We start from the raw sequence: 18,041 nt of genomic DNA on the forward strand, positions 1-18,041 counted from the left end.
GTCTCGCATATCGAGGCGGCACACTCCGGTCGTTCAGCTTGCGTTGAGGCTGGCCGCCTAATGGATTAAGCCGCCTGCGAAATGATGAAGGATTGCCCCCGCCGATGACGGCAACGATCGCGCTGGTCGATGACGACCGCAACATCCTCACCTCGGTCTCGATCGCGTTGCAGGCCGAAGGCTTCGTCACGCGGCTCTATTCGGATGGCGAGACCGCGCTCAAGGCGCTGATCGACAATCCGCCCGACATCGCGATCCTCGACATCAAGATGCCGCGGATGGACGGGCTCGAACTGCTGCGCCGGCTGCGCGAGAAGAGCATGATCCCGGTGATCTTTCTGACCTCGAAGGATGATGAACTCGACGAGGCGCTGGGCCTCGCGATGGGGGCGGACGATTACATCGCCAAGCCCTTCTCGCAGCGGCTGCTGATCGCGCGGATCCGGGCGATCCTGCGGCGGACCGAGGTCTCGCAGGGTGGCCCGGCGGGTGACGAGCCAGCGGCCGACACCGCCTTGGTCCGCGGGCGGCTCGCCATGGACACCGCGCGGCACCGCGTCACCTGGGGCGGCGAGACCGTCGTGCTGACGGTTACCGAATTCCTGATCCTCGAAACGCTCGCGCAGCGGCCCGGCATCGTCAAGACGCGCAACCAGCTGATGGATGCCGCCTATCACGACGACATCTATGTCGACGATCGCACGATCGACAGCCATATCAAGCGCGTGCGGCGCAAGTTCCGCCAGGTCGACCCCGAGTTCGACGCGATCGAGACTCTCTATGGAGCGGGCTATCGTTTTTCCGAGGATTGACGCCGCACGGGCGCAGCTGCGTCCCGATCCGGGCGACGAGGATGCGCGCGCGCTGTCGCTGCGCTGGTCGGCGCGTGTCTCGCTCACGCCGCGCATCCTGTTCGTCAACGTCTTTGCCCTTGCCATGCTCGCGGGCGGCTTCTTCTATCTCGATTCGTATCGCAGCCGGATCGTCGACGGGCGCGTCACGCAATCGATTCGCGAGGCGCGGCTGATCGCCGAGGCGATCGTCGCGGTGCCGACGGCGCAGCGCCCCGACCTCGCGGTCAAGCTGGCGCGCGATATGGGCAGCTGGGTCCGGATCTACGACGCCGATGCGAAGCTGGTCATCGACACGCGTGCGCTCGGCCTGCGCAACTTCGTGCTGCAGGACCCCGACAAGCAGGATTGGCGGCAGGCCGCGGCACGCTTTCTCGATGCCGGGATCGACACCGTGGTCGGCACGCCGCGCGCGCCGCTCTACCGCGAGCGTCGTAGTGGGCTCGCCTGGCCCGACGTGCGCACGGTGCGCTCGGCCCCGACCGTCGCTGCGACGGTGTGGCGCGCGCCCGATCGCACGCCCGTCATCACCGCCGCCTCGCCGATGCCTGGCGGCAGCGTGGTGATGACGACCTTCAATGCGCGCGACATCACGCAAACGGTGCGCGTCGAGCGCTTCCGGCTGAGCATCGTTTTGTTCGTCGTCGCGATCGTCTCGGTGCTGCTGTCGCTGTTCCTCGCACGCACGATCGTGCGGCCGCTGCGGCGGCTCGCCTGGTCGGCGGTGCGCGTGCGGTTGGGCCGCGCGCGCGAGGTCGTCGTACCGCGGCTGCCCGAGCGACGCGACGAGATCGGGATGCTCGCGCGGGCGCTGTCGGACATGAGTCTGGCGTTGCGCGCGCGGATCGACGCGATCGAGGCGTTTGCCGCCGATGTGACGCATGAGATGAAAAACCCCCTCGCCTCGCTGCGCTCGGCGGTCGAGGGGCTGGCGCTGGTCAAGGATCCCGACCTGCAGGAGCGGCTGCTCGCGATCGTGCGCGACGACGTCCACCGGCTCGACCGGCTGATCACCGACATTGCCGAGGCGTCGCGGCTCGACGCGCAGCTCAGCCGCGCCAAGTTCGAGCCGGTCGATCTCGGCGCCATGATCGCCGCGCTGATCGGCAGCCGCGAGGCACGCGGGGTCGAGCGCGGCATCCGGCTGCAGTTCGACCGTCGTTCGGCCGGATCGCCCCCCAAACCGCTCGTCGTGCTCGGCGAGGGCGCCCGGCTCGAGCGCGTGCTCGAGAATGTCATCGAGAATGCGATCTCCTTCTCGCCCGACCATGGGCTGGTCCGGATCATCGCGCGGTACGACCACGACATGCTTCACGTCGCGATCGAAGACGAAGGCCCCGGCGTTCCCGAGGAAGCCCGCGAACAGGTGTTCCAGCGCTTCCAGTCGCTGCGCCCGGCGGGCGAGGCGTTCGGCAAGCATTCGGGGCTCGGCCTCGCGATCGCGCGGACGATCGTCGATGCGCACCATGGCAGCATCGTCGCGACCGAACGCGACGACCGCGCGACCGGCGCACGCTTCGTCATCCACCTGCCCGCCGCGGCGCCCGACGCGTGAGCATGCGGATCCATGCCACGACGGTTGCGATCGACGGCCACGGCGTGATGCTGATCGGGCCATCGGGCAGCGGCAAGTCCGATCTCGCGCTCCGCCTGATCGACCGCGGCGCGCATCTCGTCAGCGACGACTATAGCGAGGTCGCGGTGGTGGCGGGCGAACTGCGCGCGACAGCACCCCCACCGATCGCGGGCAAGATCGAAGTGCGCGGGCTCGGCATCGTGGCAATGCCGTATCTCCCCGACATTGCGGTCGCGCTCGTCGTGCGGCTTGGTGACGCGGTCGCGCGGATGCCCGAGCCGGGCGAATCGACCGAGATCGCCGGCATCGCGGTGCCGGTTGTCTCACTCGATGCGTTCGAGCCTTCGTCGCCGATCAAGGTAGAACTGGCGATCAAGGTGGAATTGGCGCTCCACGCCGCTAGAGAGGCGCTATGAAACGCGATCCCAAGGATATCCTCCTCGTTACCGGCATGTCGGGCGCGGGGAAATCGACCGTGCTGCGCACGCTGGAGGATCTCGGCTGGGAGGTGGTCGACAATCTGCCGCTGCTGCTGCTCGATCGCTTGCTCAGCGCGCCGTTGCCCGAGGGGGTCGAACGCTCGGCACAGCCCCTCGCCCTCGGCATCGGCGCTCGGACGCGCGATTTCGATCCCGAGCGGATCGTCGAGCGGATCAAGCAATTGCGCGAGGCGCATGGCTACGACATCGGCACGCTGTTCCTCGATTGCGCGGGGGGCGAGCTCGAACGGCGCTATTCCGAGACGCGGCGCCGGCATCCGCTGGCGCTCGACCGGCCGGCATCGGACGGGATCGCGCGCGAGCGCGAGTTGCTGGCGCCAATGCGTGGCTGGGCCAACCGGCTGATCGACACGACCAGCCTCACCGCCAACGAGCTTGCGCAGCAGGTCCGCGCGACCTTCTCGGGCGAGCAGCTTGGGGAACGCCTGGGCGAGCCGACGCTTTCCGTCATGTCGTTCGGCTTTGCCCGCGGGCTGCCGCGCAACGCCGATCTGGTGTTCGACATGCGCTTCCTGCGCAATCCGCACTGGGTGCCCGATCTGCGGCCCGGCACCGGACTCGACGCCGACGTTTCGGCGTATATTGCGCAGGATCCGGCGTATGATGCCGCGCTCGCGCAGATCGAAGACCTGCTGTTGCTGCTGCTGCCGCGCTATCGTGCCGAGGGAAAATCGTACGTCACGATCGCGCTGGGGTGTACCGGAGGGAGACACCGCTCGGTCCATGTCGCGCAGCGGGTGGCAGCGCGGTTGCGCGCCGAAGGATTTTCGCCCACGGTCGCGCACCGCGATCTCGCCGCTGCACCGCAAGACTCGCTCGAAGGTGCGCGCGACGGGACGCCCGATGAAATCAAGGACGATGGGGCGCGTGTTGCATGAAGTGGGTGGTACGATGATCGGACTGGTTCTCGTGACCCATGGCCGGCTGGCCGATGAGTTCGTGACGGCGATGGAGCATGTCGTCGGCAAGCAGGAGCATGTCGCAACCGTCAATATCGGCCCTGACGACGATATGGAGGCGCGCCGCAACGACATTGCCGAGGCGATCGGCCGTGTCGATAGCGGGCGTGGCGTCATCCTGCTGACCGATCTGTTCGGCGGCACGCCCTCGAACCTCGCGATTTCGCTGATGGAGCGCGGGCGGATCGAAGTGATCGCAGGGATCAACTTGCCGATGCTGATCCGGCTCGAATCGGCGCGCAAGAAGATGAAGATCGTCGATGCCGTCGCCGCCGCGCGCGAGGCGGGACGGAAATATATTTCGGTCGCCTCCGAAGTGCTCGGCGAGGCGGCGGCCTGATGTCGGTGACGCGGTCGGTGCTGATCACCAACAAGCGCGGGCTGCATGCGCGCGCCAGTGCGAAGTTCGTCACGCTCGCGGCATCGCAGCCGTGCGAGCTGCAGGTTGAGAAAGATGGCGCAGGGTCGGTGACCGGGACGTCGATCATGGGCCTGATGATGCTCGGTGCGGCGATGGGCGACACGATCTCGATTTCCGCCGAGGGCGAGCATGCCGAGGTCGCGGTCGGCGCGCTGTGTGAGCTGGTCGAGGCGAAGTTCGGCGAGGATTAGGATCCCCCCCCCGCTTGCGGGAGGGGCTGGGGGTAGGCGCGCGCTTTCCTCCGGCGTGGCGCTCTCGATGGAGCGCGAGCCCACCCCCAACCCCTTCCGCAAGCGGGAGGGGAGAAAATAGAAGTATGCCCCGCGAGATCACCGCCTATTCCAACCCGCTCATCAAGCGCATCCGCGGCTTGCGCGAGAAGCGCCACCGCCGCGAGGAGGGCCTGTTCCTCGCCGAGGGGCTGCGCATCCTGACCGAGGCGCGCGAGGCCGGGCGCATTCCGCACTATCTGTTCTTCGCGCGCGACAGCGCCGCACATCCGCTCGTGCTCGCCTTGGTCGATGCGGTCGAGGCGGCGGGCGGCGAGGCGATCGAGACGGTGCCCGACATCCTTTCCAAACTCTCGGGCAAGGATAACCCGCAGGCGGTGGTCGGCGTCTTCGCCGAATTCGCCCGCACGCTCGACTCGCTCGACCGCACGAGCGCCGCGATCTGGCTCGTTGCCGAGCGGATGCGCGATCCGGGCAATCTCGGGACGATCCTGCGCACCGGCGACGCGGTCGGTGCAGGCGGGCTGATCCTGATCGGCGAATGCGTAGATCCGTTTTCGGTCGAGGCGGTGCGCGCAAGCATGGGGGCGCTGTTCACCGTGCCCGTCGTCCAGTGCGAGTGGGACGCATTCGTCCCGTGGCTCCGCAGCGGACCTGGGCAACTGGTCGGTTTGAGCCTCGACACCTCGGTCGACTATCGTTCGGCACACTATGCAGCGCCGACCTTCCTGCTGACCGGCAATGAAGCGCAGGGCATGCCCGACGCGTACGCCGCGGAGTGCGACCTGCTGGTCAAGATCCCGATGCTCGGCAAGGCCGACAGCCTCAACGCCGCGGTCGCGACCGCGGTGATGGCGTATGAGGTGCTCGGGCAGCAACCCGGACGCGGCTGACCCGACCGATCAGGTCTTCGTGCGGCGTTGCTCGGCGATATAGCTGAGCTCGCTCCTGGCCTTGGCGTCGTTGGCGTCGAGCTCGAGGCACTTGCGATAGAGCGCCTCGGACTCATCGTATTTGCCCTGCTCGGTCAATGCATAGCCCATGCAGCGCCAGGCGAAGCCGTGTTCGCTCGCGACCTTGTCGGGTGGCGCGAGATCGGCAAGCCCGGCCGCGTTGGTGCACAGGTCGAGCATCTTGGGCCAGTTGCGATCGGGTCGGTAGGTCTGGCCGAGTTCGGTCAGGAAGTGTGCGTGCATCGGCGCGAGCGCAACGACTTGCTCATAGACGACGCGGGCTTCCGGCAGTCGCTTGAGATCGACCAAAGCGAAGCCCTTGACGTAAAGCGCCTCGCAATAGCCTGGGCCGAGCGCGACGGCGTCGTGCTTCTCGGATGTGGCCAGCGCCATATAGGCAAGCGTCTGCACGGTGGACATGCCGCAATAGGTCTTGCGCGTCTCGGCGGCATAAGCGGATCGATACGCCGCGATCACCGGCTCGATCCTGGCGAGCGCCTCGTCGGGATGACCGTCGAGCAAGGCGCGCGAGGCGGTGTCGAGGCCAGCCTTCTGCGATGCGTCGACATCGGGGCCTGCCGGCGTGGCGACACCGGCGGTCGGCGCCGCGATCAGCAGCGTCAGTGCGATCCACGTTCTGCCGCCCATTCGCCGTCTCCACTGTGTGAGGCTTATTCTGACGCCTTTTCCTCGGCATGCGTCAAGAGCTTCGAACTGTCGTCATACCGCGCCAGCGCCTCGACGGGCGAGACATCCTCCAGCTCGCGCGCGCCGGTCTCGATGTTGAGGTCGCGGAACTTGCGGCCCGTTACCATCAGGCGGCCGTTGAACGAATTCGTGAAACTGTTGAAATTGTTGACCGCGCTGTTGAGCCCCGCCCCGACCTTGCGCAAATCGTCTGCTACTTTGGCAAGGCGGTCGTGCATTTCCTTGCCGAGCCGGCCGATCTCGGCGGCCTCCTTGGCCAGCCGTTCCTGCCGCCATACCGCCGCGACGGTGCGCGCGATCGCGATCAAATTGGTCGGCGTGGCGAGCAGTACGCGCTTTTCGAACGCGAAGTCCCACAAGGTCGGATCCTGATCGAGCGCGGCGGAGAGGAAATGTTCGCCGGGGACGAACATGATGACGTAGTCGGGCGCGTCGGCGAACTGGCTCCAATAGGCCTTGTTGCCGAGGCCGTTGACGTGCGCGCGCATCGCCGCTGCGTGGAGCGCGAGGCCCTTCGCCCGCTCCTCCTCGTCGACCGCGCCGAACGCATCCTGATAGGCGTTGAGCGACACCTTGGCGTCGATCACCAGCGCGCGACCCCCGGGAACCTTGACGATCGCATCGGGGCGCAGCCGCCCCCCTGCCCGCTCATCGGCGTCGCCGCTGGCGACCGAGACCTCGGTCTGGAAATCGGTGTGTTCGGAAAGACCGCAGGTCTCGAGCACGTTCTTCAACTGCTGCTCGCCCCAGCGGCCGCGCGACTTGGGCGCGTTGCGGAGCGAATTGACGAGCTTGGCGGCCTCGCTCGACACCTTCTCCTGGCCGACGCGCAGGCCTTCGATCTGGCCCTTCAACTGATCGAACGCGCTGACGCGGTCGAGTTCGACCTTGGTCACCGCTTCCTCGTAGCGCAGCAGGCGGTCGCTGACCGGCTGGAGCATCGATTTGAGGTTGGCGCCGGCGGTCTCCTCCGATTGGCGGAAGCGTTCGTCGGCGCGCTTGAGAAAGGCGTTCTGCGCGTCGGCGAGTAACTTGTTCGAGACCTCGGCGAATTGCGTCGCGAGCAGCTCCTTGGCGTGGAGCAGCTCCGCAATACGTGTCGCGTGCGTGTCGGTAATCATTTTCTCGCGCGCGGCGGTGACCTGACGGATATCGGCGATGCGCCCCTCATACGTGTCGCGCTCCGCGCGTTGCCGCGCATCGTTGGTCGCGTGCATGTCGGCGAGCCGGCTTTCGAACGCCGCGGTGTGGGTCTTGAGCGCGGTGTTCTCGAGCCGCGCGACATCGCGCTCGTCGCGGATCGTGGCGAGCTCGGCGCGCAGCTGGTCGGCGGCGCGGGCGCGTTCCTCGGCGCTCGCGAGATCGACGATCGCGCGCTTGAAATCGGCCTCGCGCGCGGCGGAATCGGCGCGCGCCGCGGCGACCGGCTTGCTGCCGAACACCCAGCCGAGCGCGAGCCCGATCAGAAGCGCGGCTATCGCCACCAGGGCTATCGTCAATCCGGTCATCGTGGGTCTCGCTGGAACATTCTGTGAACCCGTAGCCCGACCGATCCGGATGGTAAATGCTTGCGCGACGGACCGAGTGGCGGCGCCTGCGTGCGGCCGTCGCGCATCATTCTCCATCTCCCCTTTTGCGCGGGATTTGGTAGGGCCTTCTTATGCTCACCGACATCGCGATCTCGCGCGCCGCCACTTTGCAACCCATCGGCGCGATTGCCGCCGCAGCCGGGATCCCGCCCGCGGCGGTCGAACCGTATGGCCATCACAAGGCGAAGATCGATCTGGCCGCGCTCCCCGCCCGCGTGGCGCAGGGCAAGCTGATCCTCGTCACCGCGATCAACCCGACGCCAGCGGGCGAAGGCAAGTCGACCACCTCGGTCGGGCTCGCCGACGCGCTCAACCGTACCGGGCGCAAGGCGATGCTCGCGCTGCGCGAACCGTCGCTCGGACCATGCTTCGGCACCAAGGGCGGCGCTACCGGCGGCGGCTATGCGCAGGTGGTGCCGATGGAGGACATCAACCTCCACTTCACCGGCGATTTCCACGCGATCACCTCGGCGCACAATCTGCTCGCGGCGATGATCGACAACCATGTCCATTGGGGCAACGCCCTCGATATCGACGTGCGGCGGATCGTGTGGCGACGCGTGCTCGACATGAACGACCGCGCCTTGCGCGATATCGCGCAGTCGCTAGGCGGACCGGCGAACGGGTATCCGCGCGAGAGCGGGTTCGACATCACCGTTGCGTCCGAAGTGATGGCGATCCTGTGCCTTGCGAGCGACCTGCACGATCTGGAGGCACGGCTCGGGCGGATCGTCGTCGCCTATACGCGTGGGAAGCAGCCGGTGACGGCGCGCGAACTCAAGGCCGATGGCGCGATGGCTGTGCTGCTCGCACAGGCGATCAAGCCCAACCTCGTCCAGACATTGGAGGGCACGCCGGCGTTCGTCCATGGCGGGCCGTTCGCCAATATCGCGCATGGCTGCAACTCGGTGATCGCAACGCGCGCCGCTTTGGGGCTGGCCGACTATGTCGTGACCGAGGCGGGCTTCGGCGCGGATCTGGGGGCGGAGAAGTTCTTCGACATCAAATGCCGCCAGGCCGGGTTGAAGCCCGCGGCGGCGGTGATCGTCGCGACAGTCCGGGCGCTCAAGATGAACGGGGGTGTCGCCAAGGGCGATCTCGGCGCACCCGATGCCGAAGCGGTGCGACGCGGTGGCGTCAACCTCGCGCGGCATATCGAGAATGTGCGCGCGTTCGGGGTGCCGGTGGTGGTGGCGATCAATCGATTCGACGGCGATACGCCGGAGGAAGTCACGGTGATCCACGAGATCGCCGGCGCGCAGGGCTGCGAGGCCGTGTTGTGCTCGCATTGGGCCGAGGGTGGCGCGGGTGCGGTAGAACTGGCGGAGAAGGTTGCGGCGCTGGCCGAGCACCCGTCGCAATTCGCGCCGCTGTACGCGGACGACCTATCGCTGTTCGACAAGATCAATACCGTCGCGACGCGCATCTACCGTGCCGAGGAAGCCGTCGCCGAGCCTTCGGTGCTGGCGCAGCTTGCGCGGTTCGAGGCGGCGGGGTTCGGGGATCTGCCGGTGTGTATGGCGAAGACGCAGTACAGCTTCTCGACCGACCCGGCGAAGCTGGGAGCGCCAACGGGGCATGTCGTGCCGGTGCGCGAAGTGCGGCTGAGCGCGGGGGCCGGGTTCGTGGTGGCGATCTGCGGGGAGATCATGACGATGCCAGGGCTGCCGCGCGTTCCGGCGGCGGAGGGGATCCGGTTCGGGGCCGGGGGCGAGATCGAGGGGCTGTTTTAGGAACTGCCCGCACCCACTGCCCTCTCCCGGCCAAGGCCGGGGTCGAGTTGCAAGGTTGGCGTTGCCAAAGGTAGCCGCCCGCTATGGGGGCCGGCCTTTGCCGGGGGACCGTTGCGCACAGAAAGCGCGTCACCATACGTCGATCACCGGATTCAGGCCGCCGGGTTTCTTGCTGCTGGTCGCGTGCATCACGATCCGACTCGGCACGATGCTGTCCCGCTTATATTCTGGGGTGACATCGAGCTTGTCGATCAGCCCCTGCTGCGCGAAGCGATGAATCGTCCCATCGATCATAGCCTTGGCCTGCGCCGCGGATGGGGTGACATAGACCGTATTTTGAGGAATGTTTTCCCCGCCCAGTTCTGCCGGAAACAGCAGGACCGCCTCCAGTTTCCCCTCTGTGACGAGGTGCCTGGCCGCAACGACGGTCTTGATGCCGGAAAAATCAGGCTTCATGCGAGGCTCCTGGGCGGCCGCCGTGTTGGCCGATCCCGCCGGGACGACGCAAAGCGCCAGCAGAAGCCGCGCTAGCCTCACCCTGCCTTGCGCATCTTGGTCAGCTTCTTGAGCAGCATGTCGCGCTTGAGCTTCGAAATGTGGTCGATGAACAGCACGCCGTTCAGATGGTCGATCTCGTGCTGCAGCGCGGTCGCGAGCAAGCCATCGAAATCGCCTTCGTGGGCGGCGCCCTGCTCGTCGAGCCAACGGGCGCGGCAACTGGTCGGGCGCTCGACCTCGGCATATTGCTCGGGGATCGACAGGCAGCCTTCGTTGTAGAAAGACGTTTCCTCGCTGACCGAGATCAGCTCGGGATTGATATAGACGGGCGGCGTGCGGACGGGCTTGGCGTCTTCGCCCTCGCCTTCGGTTTCCTGCAAGTCGATCACGACGATGCGTTGCTCGATGCCGACCTGCGTTGCCGCAAGACCAATGCCGCGCGCGTCGTACATCGTGTCGAACATGTCGGCGACGATCTTCTTCACGGCGTCGTCGACATGTTCGACGGGCTTGGCGACGGCGCGGAGGCCGGCGTGCGGGACTTCAAGTATTTCTAGGACAGCCATTTCCGCGAGCTAGGAAAGGTCGGGGGTCGCGTCAAGGTTTCTGCAGTGGATTGGAGCCACGCGAAACGGCGCAGGTGCGGAGCAAGGGGGGGCAGCGTGGGCGCGGAGATCGCCGCCGCAGCGGATAGCGAACGGGATCGCGGCTGGCGATACAGCGGATCGCTGCGCGGCTGGAGCAGAGCTTCGTGTCTTCGCGCCTCCGCGTAAATTCCCGCTATCCATTCTTCTCCGCGGGCTTTCCGCCTCCGCGCGAACACCATCGTCGCCACAGCCTGGCTGCCTAGGCCACCGGCCGCCGCGCGCGCAGCGCCTGCGCCAAGGTGCCCTCGTCGAGATAGTCGAGCTCGCCCCCGACCGGCAGTCCGTGCGCGAGTTGGGTGATGCGGATCGGGAAGCGCTCGATCCGTTCGGCAAGGTAGTGGGCGGTCGTCTGCCCCTCGAGCGTGGCGTTCATCGCGAGCACGACCTCGTCGATCCCGCCATCGGCGATCCGCCGCACGAGCGATTCGATCGCGAGATCCTCGGGCCGCACGCCCTCGAGCGCCGACAGCCGCCCGCCAAGCACATGGAAGCGCCCTGGGAAGAGCCGCGAGCGATCGAGCGCCCACAGATCGGCGACCTCCTCGACCACGCACAGCGCGCGCGCGTCACGCCGCGGGTCGGCGCATACGCCGCACGGGTTGGTCGTATCGATATTGCCGCAGATCGAACACGTTGAGAGATTTTCCTCGACCGCCATCAGAGCATTCAGCAACGGCCCGAGCGCGCCTTCCCGCTTCTTGAGGAGATGCAGCACCGCACGCCGCGCCGATCTCGGACCGAGGCCGGGCAATTTTGACAGCGCTTGCGTGAGTGCTTCGATTTCGGGTGAGGCCATCGCCATGAGATAGGGGGCGGAACGCCGTTCGTCACTATCCGTCGCCCCGGCGCAAACCGGGGTCGTTCCGAGGGGCGCGCACCCGCCGGCTTGCGCCCGACCGAGCGGCCGGTCCTGCCCCGGGGCGACGAAGTCTTGTGTTTACCGCCGCCCGATCGCAAAGCGCGGGCATGCGGATTATCTTCATGGGCACGCCCGATTTCTCGGTCCCGGTGCTGCAGGCGCTCGTCGATGCCGGGCATGACGTCGTGGCGTCGTACAGCCAGCCGCCACGGCGCGCCGGGCGCGGCAAGGCGCTGACCCCCTCGCCCGTCCAGGCGCGCGCCGAGGCGCTGGGGATCGCGGTGCGCACGCCGGTGTCATTACGCGATGCCGATGCGCAGGCGGAGTTCGCTGGCTTCGGTGCGGAGGTGGCGGTGGTCGCGGCCTACGGGCTGATCCTGCCGCGCGCGGTGCTCGATGCGCCAGTGCGTGGGTGTCTCAACGTCCATGCCTCGCTGCTGCCGCGCTGGCGTGGGGCGGCGCCGATCCAGCGGGCGATCCTTGCAGGCGATTCCGCGACGGGGGTGTGCATCATGCAGATGGAGGCCGGGCTCGATACCGGGGCGGTATTGCTGCGCGATGCGACGCCGATCGATGCCAAGACGGCGGGTGCGCTGACCGACGAACTGAGCGCGATGGGGGCGCGGCTGATGGTGGCGGCACTCGCCGACCTCGACGCCTTCGTGCCGGTGGTGCAGCCCGACGACGGCGTTACCTATGCCGCCAAGATCGACAAGGCCGAGGCGCGGCTCGATTTCAGCCAGACCGCTGACGCGGTCGAGCGGCAGGTGCGCGGGTTCAATCCGGTGCCGGGGGCGTTCTTCGAGTTTCAGGGCGAGCGGATCAAGGTGCTGGCGGCGGAGATCCGTCATTCCGGCGAAGGCCGGGATCACCTCGAGGAGCGCGACTTCGATCAACCGGGCGGCCCCGGCGTTCGCGGGGGCAACGGCGTGGTGCTGGACACGCGGCTCACCATCGCCTGTGCTGGCGGCGCGATCCGCCCGACATTGCTCCAGCGCGCGGGGCGCGGCGTCATGACCGCGGGTGAGCTGCTGCGCGGCTTTGAGATCCCTGTGGGGACCCAGCTTTGACGCGCTTTGCGTTGACGGTCGAATATGACGGTCGTCCGTTCGTCGGCTGGCAGCGGCAGGACAATGGCGCGAGCGTCCAGGCGTCGATCGAGCGCGCCGTCCATGCCGTCACTGGCGAGACCGTCGCAGTCCAGGCGGCTGGGCGGACCGACGCAGGCGTCCATGCGCTTGGCATGCGCGCGCATGTCGATGTCGCACGCGAGATCACGCCGTTCCGGCTGATGGAGGCACTCAACGCGCTGGTCCGACCCGACCCGGTTGCGATCGTCGATTGCGAGGTCGTCCCCGACGACTGGCATGCGCGCTTTTCGTGCATCCGACGGCATTACGAATTTCGCATCGTCACGCGCCGGGCGCCGCTAACGGTCGAGCGCGGGCTGGCGTGGCGCGTTCCCGCGCCGCTCGATGCGGCGGCGATGGCCGAGGGGGCGGCGCATCTGGTGGGGCGGCATGACTTCACCACCTTTCGTGCGGCGCACTGCCAGGCGGACAGCCCGGTTCGGACGCTCGACCGGCTCGATGTCGTCGCGGACGGGGATCGGATCAGCGTGTTCGCGTCGGCGCGGTCGTTCCTGCATCATCAGGTGCGCTCGATGGTCGGGAGCCTGTCGCTCGTCGGGCTGGGCAATTGGTCGCCCGACGACATGGCGGCAGCGCTCGCCGCGTGCGACCGCACCCGGCTCGGGCTCAACGCGCCGCCCGACGGGCTCTACTTCCTCCGCGCGGATTATCCCTGACGGCTGAACCGCGCGGCGAGCTCGGCATGCGTCGACCAGCGGAACTGGCCGACCGGCTGGATCCAGTCGAGCGTGTAGCCACCCTTCGACAGAATTTCAGCATCGTGCGCGAAACTGCTGGGATTGCACGAGACATAGGCGATCACCGGGACCTTGGAGCCAGCCAGCTGGGCGATCTGCTCCTTGGCGCCGGCACGCGGCGGATCGAGCACGATCGCGGCGAAGCGGTCGCATTCGGCCGAGGTCAGCGGGCGGCGGAACAGGTCGCGATGCTCGGCGAACACCGCCCTTCCCGCCTGCGCCGCCCCCGCCTTGAGCGCGAAGATCGCGTCGCGTCCCGCCTCGGCGGCATAGACCTTGCCCGGCAGCGACAGCGCGAAGGTGCCGAGTCCGGCGAACAGATCGGCGCTGATCCTGGCATCGCCGATCGCTTCGCGCACCGCCGAGACGAGGGCGGCCTCGCCTTCCTGCGTCGCCTGGAGGAAGCTGCCGGCGGGGAACGGCACCGCGACGCCGCCGAGCGTGATCGTCACCGCCTCGGGCTCCCAGCGCGTCTCGGGGCCGATCCCGTCGTCGATCGCGAGGCGCGCGACGCCGTTCGCGCTGCAGAAGGCGGTGATCGCTTCGGCGATCGCGAGGCCATCGGCGATCGTGCCTTCGATCAGCACGTCCACGCCCTGGTCGAGCTCGGTCAGATGGACGCGGGCGCGGCCCTTCAGTGCGCGGGCGAGCAGCTTGCGCAACGGCGCGACGAGCGCGAACAGGCGGGGCGTCAGGATCCAGCATTCGCGCAAGTCGACGATCGCGTGGCTCGCTTGCTCGCTGAAGCCGAGCTGGAGGCCCCCGCCCTTCGCCTCGGCATGGAGCGTCGCGCGGCGGCGGGTGTGCGACGGCGACAGCGCGGGCGGGCGGATCGGGGTGGTCAGCCCCTGCGCGGCGAGCGCACCGGCGATCCGGTCGGTGAGGAAATCGGCGTAGCTCGCATCGTCGAGATGCTGGAGCTGGCAGCCGCCGCAGACGGGGAAGTGGCGGCATGGCGGGGTCTGGTGGTGCGGGCCGGGCACGACGACATTGTCGGCGGTCAGCGTGTCGCCGGGGGCCGCATAGGCGGCGTGGCGGCCGTCGGCGGTGATGCCGTCGCCGCGGGCTGCAACTCGAACGATGACGTCGCTCACAGGGCGCCCCTTACGTTGGAAAGTTCTATCGCCAGATCATCGGCGAGGAAGGCCGCGCCGAGCCGCCGCGCGGCTTCGGCATGGAGCCACACCCCCGCTTCGACCGGGTGCGGCGCGTCGCTGGCGAGCATCGCGCCGATCGTTCCGGCGAGGACGTCGCCGGTGCCGGCGGTCGAGAGCCAGGGATTGGCGTGCGTCGCGGTGCGGGTGCGGCCGTCGGGATAGGCGATCGAGGTATCGGGTCCCTTGAAGACGACGATCGCGCCCGAGCGCGCGGCGGCGGCGCGGGCGGCGTCGATCTTGCTGCCGGCATAGGTGCCGAAGACGGCGTGGAATTCGCCGGCATGCGGGGTGAACACGACGGGCGCGTTGGCGTCGCGCGCCTTGATCCGGTCGAATATCGCAGCGTCGAGGCGGTGGAGCGCGTCGCCGTCGATGACAACGGCGTAGCCGCTCGCCAGCGCGTGCTCGAGCTTTTCGGCGGCATCCTCGCCTTTGCCAAGCCCGGGGCCGACGATAATCGCGGTGGTCGCGTGTATCTTGCCGTCGAGCGTCGCGGCCAAGGTCTCCGGCGACCAGGCGCGCTGGACGAGCGCGTGCGGCATGTCGGGCGCCGCGCCGAGCAGCGCGGTGTAGCCCGCGCCGACATGCATCGCCGCGTTCGCCGCAAGGGCTGCTGCGCCGGGCATTGCGCCGCCGATGACGACGACGAGCCCGCGCGAATATTTGTGCATCGCCGGGGTCGGCGGCGCGAGCTTTGGCCGCGCGAGCGTCCAGTCGTGGCTGGCGGTCGCGTCGAGCCCGATATCGAGCACGCGCACCGCGCCACACAAGGCTGCCGAGGGTTGCAGGACATGCGCGGGTTTGAGGGCACCGAGCGCCAGCGTCAGCGCGAAGGCGGCGATCTCGGTATCCCCGAGCACCGCGCCGGTATCGGTATCGACCCCGCTCGGCACATCGACGGTGATTGCGAGCTGCGCATGGCGGGTCAGCGTGGCGAGCAGCGCTGCCGTTTCCGCCGCGAGCGGACGCGTGAGGCCGGTGCCGAACAGCGCGTCGACCAGCACCGCGCCGTGGCTTGCATCTGGGGCAAGCGTCGCGAAATCGTCGACTGCGTCATCCCAGCCGGCGCGCGCGCCCTTGGCCGCTTCGGTCTTGGGGGCTCCGAGCGCAGCCAAGCGGACGTCGGTCCCGTTCGCCTTGAGCAGCCGCGCTGCGACATAACCGTCGCCGCCGTTATTTCCCGGCCCGCACAGCATCAGGACGGGCGCGCCGCCGGCAAGCCGCCGCACCGCCTCGGCGACGGCCGCGCCGGCGCGCTCCATCAGCGCCTCGACGCTCACGCCGGTATCGATCGCGCGCTGCTCGACGGCGCGCATCGCTGCTGCGCCGACGATCGGCTGCCCGTCGATCCGGATCATGACGCCGTGGCGGCCTTGCCCTTGACCGTTGCGGGCAACCGATAGCGATCGCCGCTGAGCGCGACTTCGATCTCGCCGCTGCCGATCACGCTGACCATGGCCTTTTCGGCGCCATCGGCGGCGATCACGCCACGCCCGTCGCGCGTCACCAGCAGGCGGTGGAACGCGCCGTCGGGATGCCGGAGCGTCAGCACCAGCCCGTCGGCGCTCTGCGTGCGGTCGACCGTGCAGACGCGCGCGAAGTCGTTCGAGCCACGCTCTGCGCAGACGATGTTGCCGCTGTCATCAGCGCGCGCGCGCTGTTCGGCCTCTGCCTTGGCGAGCGTCGCCTTGTCGGTCTTGGGCTCGCCGCAGCCGGCGAGCGCGAGTAGCAGCAAGGCTCCGCTAGATATCCGCATAGACATGGGTTTCGGCACTGGCTCCTGGGTGCGTGACCGCGCCCCTATACGCCGGGCCGACGGTTTTGGCATAGCGCCACAGCACACCCGATTGATAATCGTTGACCCGCGCCTGCCACGCCGCCTTCCGCGCGGCGAGAACATCGGCGGGAACATCGAGGTCGATCGTGCCCGCCTCGGCGTCGATCCGGATCGAATCGCCATCCTCGATCAGCGCGATCGGACCGCCCTCGGCGGCTTCCGGCCCAACATGGCCGATGCAGAAACCGCGCGTCGCGCCCGAGAAACGGCCATCGGTGATCAGCGCGATCTTCTCGCCCATGCCAAGGCCATAGAGCGCAGCCGTGGTCGAGAGCATCTCGCGCATGCCGGGGCCGCCCTTGGGGCCTTCGTAGCGGATCACGAGCACTTCGCCCTCGTTGATCGAGCGTGCTTCGACCGCGGCGAAGCAGTCTTCCTCGCAATCGAACACGCGCGCCGGGCCGGTGAACTGGAGGCGGTGCATGCCGGCGACCTTGACGATCGCGCCGTCGGGAGCGAGCGAACCGCGCAGGCCCACCACGCCGCCGGTCGCCGAGAGCGGCGCCTTGACGTCGTAGATGACCTTCTGGTTGGGGTTCCAGGTGACCTGATCGATGTTCTCGCCGAGCGTCTTGCCGGTAACCGTCAGGCAATTGCCGTCGAGGAACCCGCCCGCGAGCATCGTCTTCATCAGCATGTAGACGCCGCCGGCTTCGTACATGTCCTTGGCCACATACTTACCACCGGGCTTGAGGTCGGCGATGTAGGGCGTTGATTTGAAAGCCTCGGCAACATCGAACAGGTCGAAGTCGATCCCCGCCTCGTTCGCCATCGCGGGCAGATGCAGCGCGGCGTTGGTCGAGCCGCCGGTCGCCGCGACGACGCGGGCGGCGTTGATGAACGCCTCGCGCGTGCAGATGTCGCGAGGGCGGATGTTGCGGGCGACGAGCTCCATCACCTGATCGCCGGCGGCCCGCGCGATCTCGTCTCGACCGCGATAGGGCGCGGGCATCATGTTCGAATTGGGCAGCGACAGGCCGATCGCCTCGCCGACGCACGCCATCGTATTGGCGGTGAACTGGCCGCCGCACGCGCCGTGGCCGGGGCATGCGACCTTCTCGAGCTCGATCAGCTCCTGCAACGGGCACGATCCCGCGGCGAACTGGCCGACCGCCTCGAACACGTCGACGACGGTGACGTCCTTGCCGTGATAGCTGCCGGGCAGGATCGAGCCGCCATAGACGAAGATGCTCGGGATATTGAGGCGGAGCATCGCCATCATCATGCCGGGGAGCGATTTGTCGCAGCCGGCAAAGCCGACCAGCGCGTCGTAGCAATGCCCGCGGACCGACAGCTCGACCGAATCGGCGATCACTTCGCGGCTGACGAGCGAGGATTTCATCCCCTGATGCCCCATCGCGATGCCGTCGGTGACGGTGATCGTGTTGAAGCGCCGCGGCATGCCGCCGCCCGAAATGACGCCGGCCTGCGCGGCATCGGCCTGCGCATCGAGCGTGGTGTTGCAGGGGGCCGAGTTGTTGCCAGCGGACGCGAGCGCGACGAACGGCTTGGCGATATCCTCCTCGGCGATTCCCATCGCGTAATAATAGCTGCGGTGCGGGGCGCGCTCGGGGCCGACGGAGACGTGGCGGCTGGGGAGCTTGGATTTGTCGAAGGTGCGAGTCATGGCGACAG

At 68.0% G+C, this 18,041-nt stretch carries 19 protein-coding genes; 10 read left to right on the forward strand and 9 right to left on the reverse strand.

Annotation, left to right across the window (positions count from 1 at the left end):
• The first annotated feature begins 104 nt into the window (after positions 1-104).
• From ACVWYO_RS20565 to ACVWYO_RS20595, 7 genes are all read left to right on the forward strand, one after another.
• Entirely contained in the window at positions 105-812 is a 708-nt protein-coding gene (locus ACVWYO_RS20565) for a response regulator (protein ID WP_457354016.1), read from the forward strand.
• Positions 781-2,406 carry an ATP-binding protein gene (locus tag ACVWYO_RS20570; protein WP_457354018.1) on the forward strand — a complete coding sequence of 542 codons (1,626 nt, stop codon included), beginning with the start codon at positions 781-783 and terminating at the stop codon, positions 2,404-2,406. The genes ACVWYO_RS20565 and ACVWYO_RS20570 overlap by 32 nt, the downstream gene beginning before the upstream one ends.
• Before the next feature lie 2 nt (positions 2,407-2,408).
• A complete protein-coding gene (locus ACVWYO_RS20575; RefSeq protein WP_457355079.1) occupies positions 2,409-2,843 on the forward strand; it encodes an HPr kinase/phosphorylase in 435 nt (144 codons plus the stop codon).
• The gene (gene rapZ, locus ACVWYO_RS20580) at positions 2,840-3,805 is read left to right on the forward strand and encodes an RNase adapter RapZ (RefSeq protein WP_457354020.1); all 966 of its coding nucleotides are present in this window, start codon (positions 2,840-2,842) and stop codon (positions 3,803-3,805) included. Before ACVWYO_RS20575 ends, rapZ begins: the two co-directional genes overlap by 4 nt.
• A 13-nt stretch (positions 3,806-3,818) precedes the next feature.
• On the forward strand, positions 3,819-4,226 hold the full coding sequence (locus ACVWYO_RS20585; RefSeq protein ID WP_457354022.1) for a PTS sugar transporter subunit IIA: 408 nt from the start codon (positions 3,819-3,821) through the stop codon (positions 4,224-4,226).
• Positions 4,226-4,498 (forward strand): HPr family phosphocarrier protein, encoded by a 273-nt coding sequence (locus tag ACVWYO_RS20590; protein WP_140848627.1) that lies wholly within the window; start codon positions 4,226-4,228, stop codon positions 4,496-4,498. Before ACVWYO_RS20585 ends, ACVWYO_RS20590 begins: the two co-directional genes overlap by 1 nt.
• 125 nt (positions 4,499-4,623) lie before the next feature.
• On the forward strand, positions 4,624-5,430 hold the full coding sequence (locus tag ACVWYO_RS20595) for a TrmH family RNA methyltransferase (RefSeq protein WP_457354024.1): 807 nt from the start codon (positions 4,624-4,626) through the stop codon (positions 5,428-5,430).
• A 9-nt stretch (positions 5,431-5,439) separates the two neighbouring features.
• On the opposite strand, the gene ACVWYO_RS20600 is transcribed toward ACVWYO_RS20595, so the two are convergent.
• Complete coding sequence (locus ACVWYO_RS20600; RefSeq protein WP_457354026.1) at positions 5,440-6,138, reverse strand: tetratricopeptide repeat protein; 699 nt, start codon at positions 6,136-6,138, stop codon at positions 5,440-5,442.
• A gap of 23 nt (positions 6,139-6,161) precedes the next feature.
• Entirely contained in the window at positions 6,162-7,706 is a 1,545-nt protein-coding gene (locus tag ACVWYO_RS20605; protein WP_457354028.1) for a DNA recombination protein RmuC, read from the reverse strand.
• A 152-nt stretch (positions 7,707-7,858) separates the two neighbouring features.
• Here ACVWYO_RS20605 and ACVWYO_RS20610 point away from each other — a divergent pair, with 152 nt between their 5' ends.
• The gene (locus ACVWYO_RS20610) at positions 7,859-9,520 is read left to right on the forward strand and encodes a formate--tetrahydrofolate ligase (RefSeq protein WP_457354030.1); all 1,662 of its coding nucleotides are present in this window, start codon (positions 7,859-7,861) and stop codon (positions 9,518-9,520) included.
• Between the two features lie 129 nt (positions 9,521-9,649).
• Here the strand turns inward: ACVWYO_RS20610 and ACVWYO_RS20615 are convergent, their stop codons facing one another.
• The 3 genes from ACVWYO_RS20615 to recR all read right to left on the reverse strand — a co-directional run bounded on the left by ACVWYO_RS20615 (position 9,650) and on the right by recR (position 11,461).
• Positions 9,650-9,976 (reverse strand): hypothetical protein, encoded by a 327-nt coding sequence (locus ACVWYO_RS20615; RefSeq protein WP_457354032.1) that lies wholly within the window; start codon positions 9,974-9,976, stop codon positions 9,650-9,652.
• A gap of 77 nt (positions 9,977-10,053) precedes the next feature.
• Entirely contained in the window at positions 10,054-10,584 is a 531-nt protein-coding gene (gene def, locus ACVWYO_RS20620; RefSeq protein ID WP_457354034.1) for a peptide deformylase, read from the reverse strand.
• Positions 10,585-10,864: 280 nt separating this feature from the next.
• A complete protein-coding gene (gene recR / locus ACVWYO_RS20625; protein WP_457354036.1) occupies positions 10,865-11,461 on the reverse strand; it encodes a recombination mediator RecR in 597 nt (198 codons plus the stop codon).
• Positions 11,462-11,631: 170 nt separating this feature from the next.
• Here recR and fmt point away from each other — a divergent pair, with 170 nt between their 5' ends.
• Both fmt and truA read left to right on the forward strand, forming a co-directional pair.
• Positions 11,632-12,594, forward strand: coding sequence for a methionyl-tRNA formyltransferase (gene fmt, locus ACVWYO_RS20630; RefSeq protein ID WP_457354038.1), 963 nt, complete (start codon positions 11,632-11,634; stop codon positions 12,592-12,594).
• On the forward strand, positions 12,591-13,331 hold the full coding sequence (gene truA, locus ACVWYO_RS20635) for a tRNA pseudouridine(38-40) synthase TruA (protein ID WP_457354040.1): 741 nt from the start codon (positions 12,591-12,593) through the stop codon (positions 13,329-13,331). The genes fmt and truA overlap by 4 nt, the downstream gene beginning before the upstream one ends.
• Here the strand turns inward: truA and ACVWYO_RS20640 are convergent.
• From ACVWYO_RS20640 to ilvD, 4 genes are read right to left on the reverse strand one after another with little or no spacing between them, the layout of a single operon-like run.
• Entirely contained in the window at positions 13,322-14,506 is a 1,185-nt protein-coding gene (locus ACVWYO_RS20640) for a class I SAM-dependent RNA methyltransferase (protein ID WP_457354042.1), read from the reverse strand. The two genes, truA and ACVWYO_RS20640, sit on opposite strands and share 10 nt — an antisense overlap.
• Positions 14,503-15,927 carry an NAD(P)H-hydrate dehydratase gene (locus ACVWYO_RS20645; RefSeq protein ID WP_457354044.1) on the reverse strand — a complete coding sequence of 475 codons (1,425 nt, stop codon included), beginning with the start codon at positions 15,925-15,927 and terminating at the stop codon, positions 14,503-14,505. Before ACVWYO_RS20645 ends, ACVWYO_RS20640 begins: the two co-directional genes overlap by 4 nt.
• On the reverse strand, positions 15,924-16,325 hold the full coding sequence (locus tag ACVWYO_RS20650) for a hypothetical protein (RefSeq protein WP_457354046.1): 402 nt from the start codon (positions 16,323-16,325) through the stop codon (positions 15,924-15,926). Before ACVWYO_RS20650 ends, ACVWYO_RS20645 begins: the two co-directional genes overlap by 4 nt.
• Positions 16,312-18,033 (reverse strand): dihydroxy-acid dehydratase, encoded by a 1,722-nt coding sequence (ilvD, locus tag ACVWYO_RS20655; RefSeq protein WP_457354048.1) that lies wholly within the window; start codon positions 18,031-18,033, stop codon positions 16,312-16,314. Before ilvD ends, ACVWYO_RS20650 begins: the two co-directional genes overlap by 14 nt.
• Positions 18,034-18,041 lie beyond the last annotated feature (8 nt).

It is taken from the genome of Sphingomonas sp. UYP23, assembly GCF_054059235.1.

Bases quoted from the DNA above. Each gene is read 5' to 3' on its own strand.
- ACVWYO_RS20565 (WP_457354016.1), top strand. From the start codon at position 105: ATGACGGCAACGATCGCGCTGGTCGATGACGACCGCAACATCCTCACC.
- ACVWYO_RS20570 (WP_457354018.1), top strand. From the start codon at position 781: ATGGAGCGGGCTATCGTTTTTCCGAGGATTGACGCCGCACGGGCGCAG.
- ACVWYO_RS20575 (WP_457355079.1), top strand. From the start codon at position 2,409: ATGCGGATCCATGCCACGACGGTTGCGATCGACGGCCACGGCGTGATG.
- rapZ (WP_457354020.1), top strand. From the start codon at position 2,840: ATGAAACGCGATCCCAAGGATATCCTCCTCGTTACCGGCATGTCGGGC.
- ACVWYO_RS20585 (WP_457354022.1), top strand. From the start codon at position 3,819: ATGATCGGACTGGTTCTCGTGACCCATGGCCGGCTGGCCGATGAGTTC.
- ACVWYO_RS20590 (WP_140848627.1), top strand. From the start codon at position 4,226: ATGTCGGTGACGCGGTCGGTGCTGATCACCAACAAGCGCGGGCTGCAT.
- ACVWYO_RS20595 (WP_457354024.1), top strand. From the start codon at position 4,624: ATGCCCCGCGAGATCACCGCCTATTCCAACCCGCTCATCAAGCGCATC.
- ACVWYO_RS20600 (WP_457354026.1), bottom strand. From the start codon at position 6,138: ATGGGCGGCAGAACGTGGATCGCACTGACGCTGCTGATCGCGGCGCCG.
- ACVWYO_RS20605 (WP_457354028.1), bottom strand. From the start codon at position 7,706: ATGACCGGATTGACGATAGCCCTGGTGGCGATAGCCGCGCTTCTGATC.
- ACVWYO_RS20610 (WP_457354030.1), top strand. From the start codon at position 7,859: ATGCTCACCGACATCGCGATCTCGCGCGCCGCCACTTTGCAACCCATC.
- ACVWYO_RS20615 (WP_457354032.1), bottom strand. From the start codon at position 9,976: ATGAAGCCTGATTTTTCCGGCATCAAGACCGTCGTTGCGGCCAGGCAC.
- def (WP_457354034.1), bottom strand. From the start codon at position 10,584: ATGGCTGTCCTAGAAATACTTGAAGTCCCGCACGCCGGCCTCCGCGCC.
- recR (WP_457354036.1), bottom strand. From the start codon at position 11,461: ATGGCCTCACCCGAAATCGAAGCACTCACGCAAGCGCTGTCAAAATTG.
- fmt (WP_457354038.1), top strand. From the start codon at position 11,632: ATGCGGATTATCTTCATGGGCACGCCCGATTTCTCGGTCCCGGTGCTG.
- ACVWYO_RS20645 (WP_457354044.1), bottom strand. From the start codon at position 15,927: ATGATCCGGATCGACGGGCAGCCGATCGTCGGCGCAGCAGCGATGCGC.
- ACVWYO_RS20650 (WP_457354046.1), bottom strand. From the start codon at position 16,325: ATGCGGATATCTAGCGGAGCCTTGCTGCTACTCGCGCTCGCCGGCTGC.
- ilvD (WP_457354048.1), bottom strand. From the start codon at position 18,033: ATGACTCGCACCTTCGACAAATCCAAGCTCCCCAGCCGCCACGTCTCC.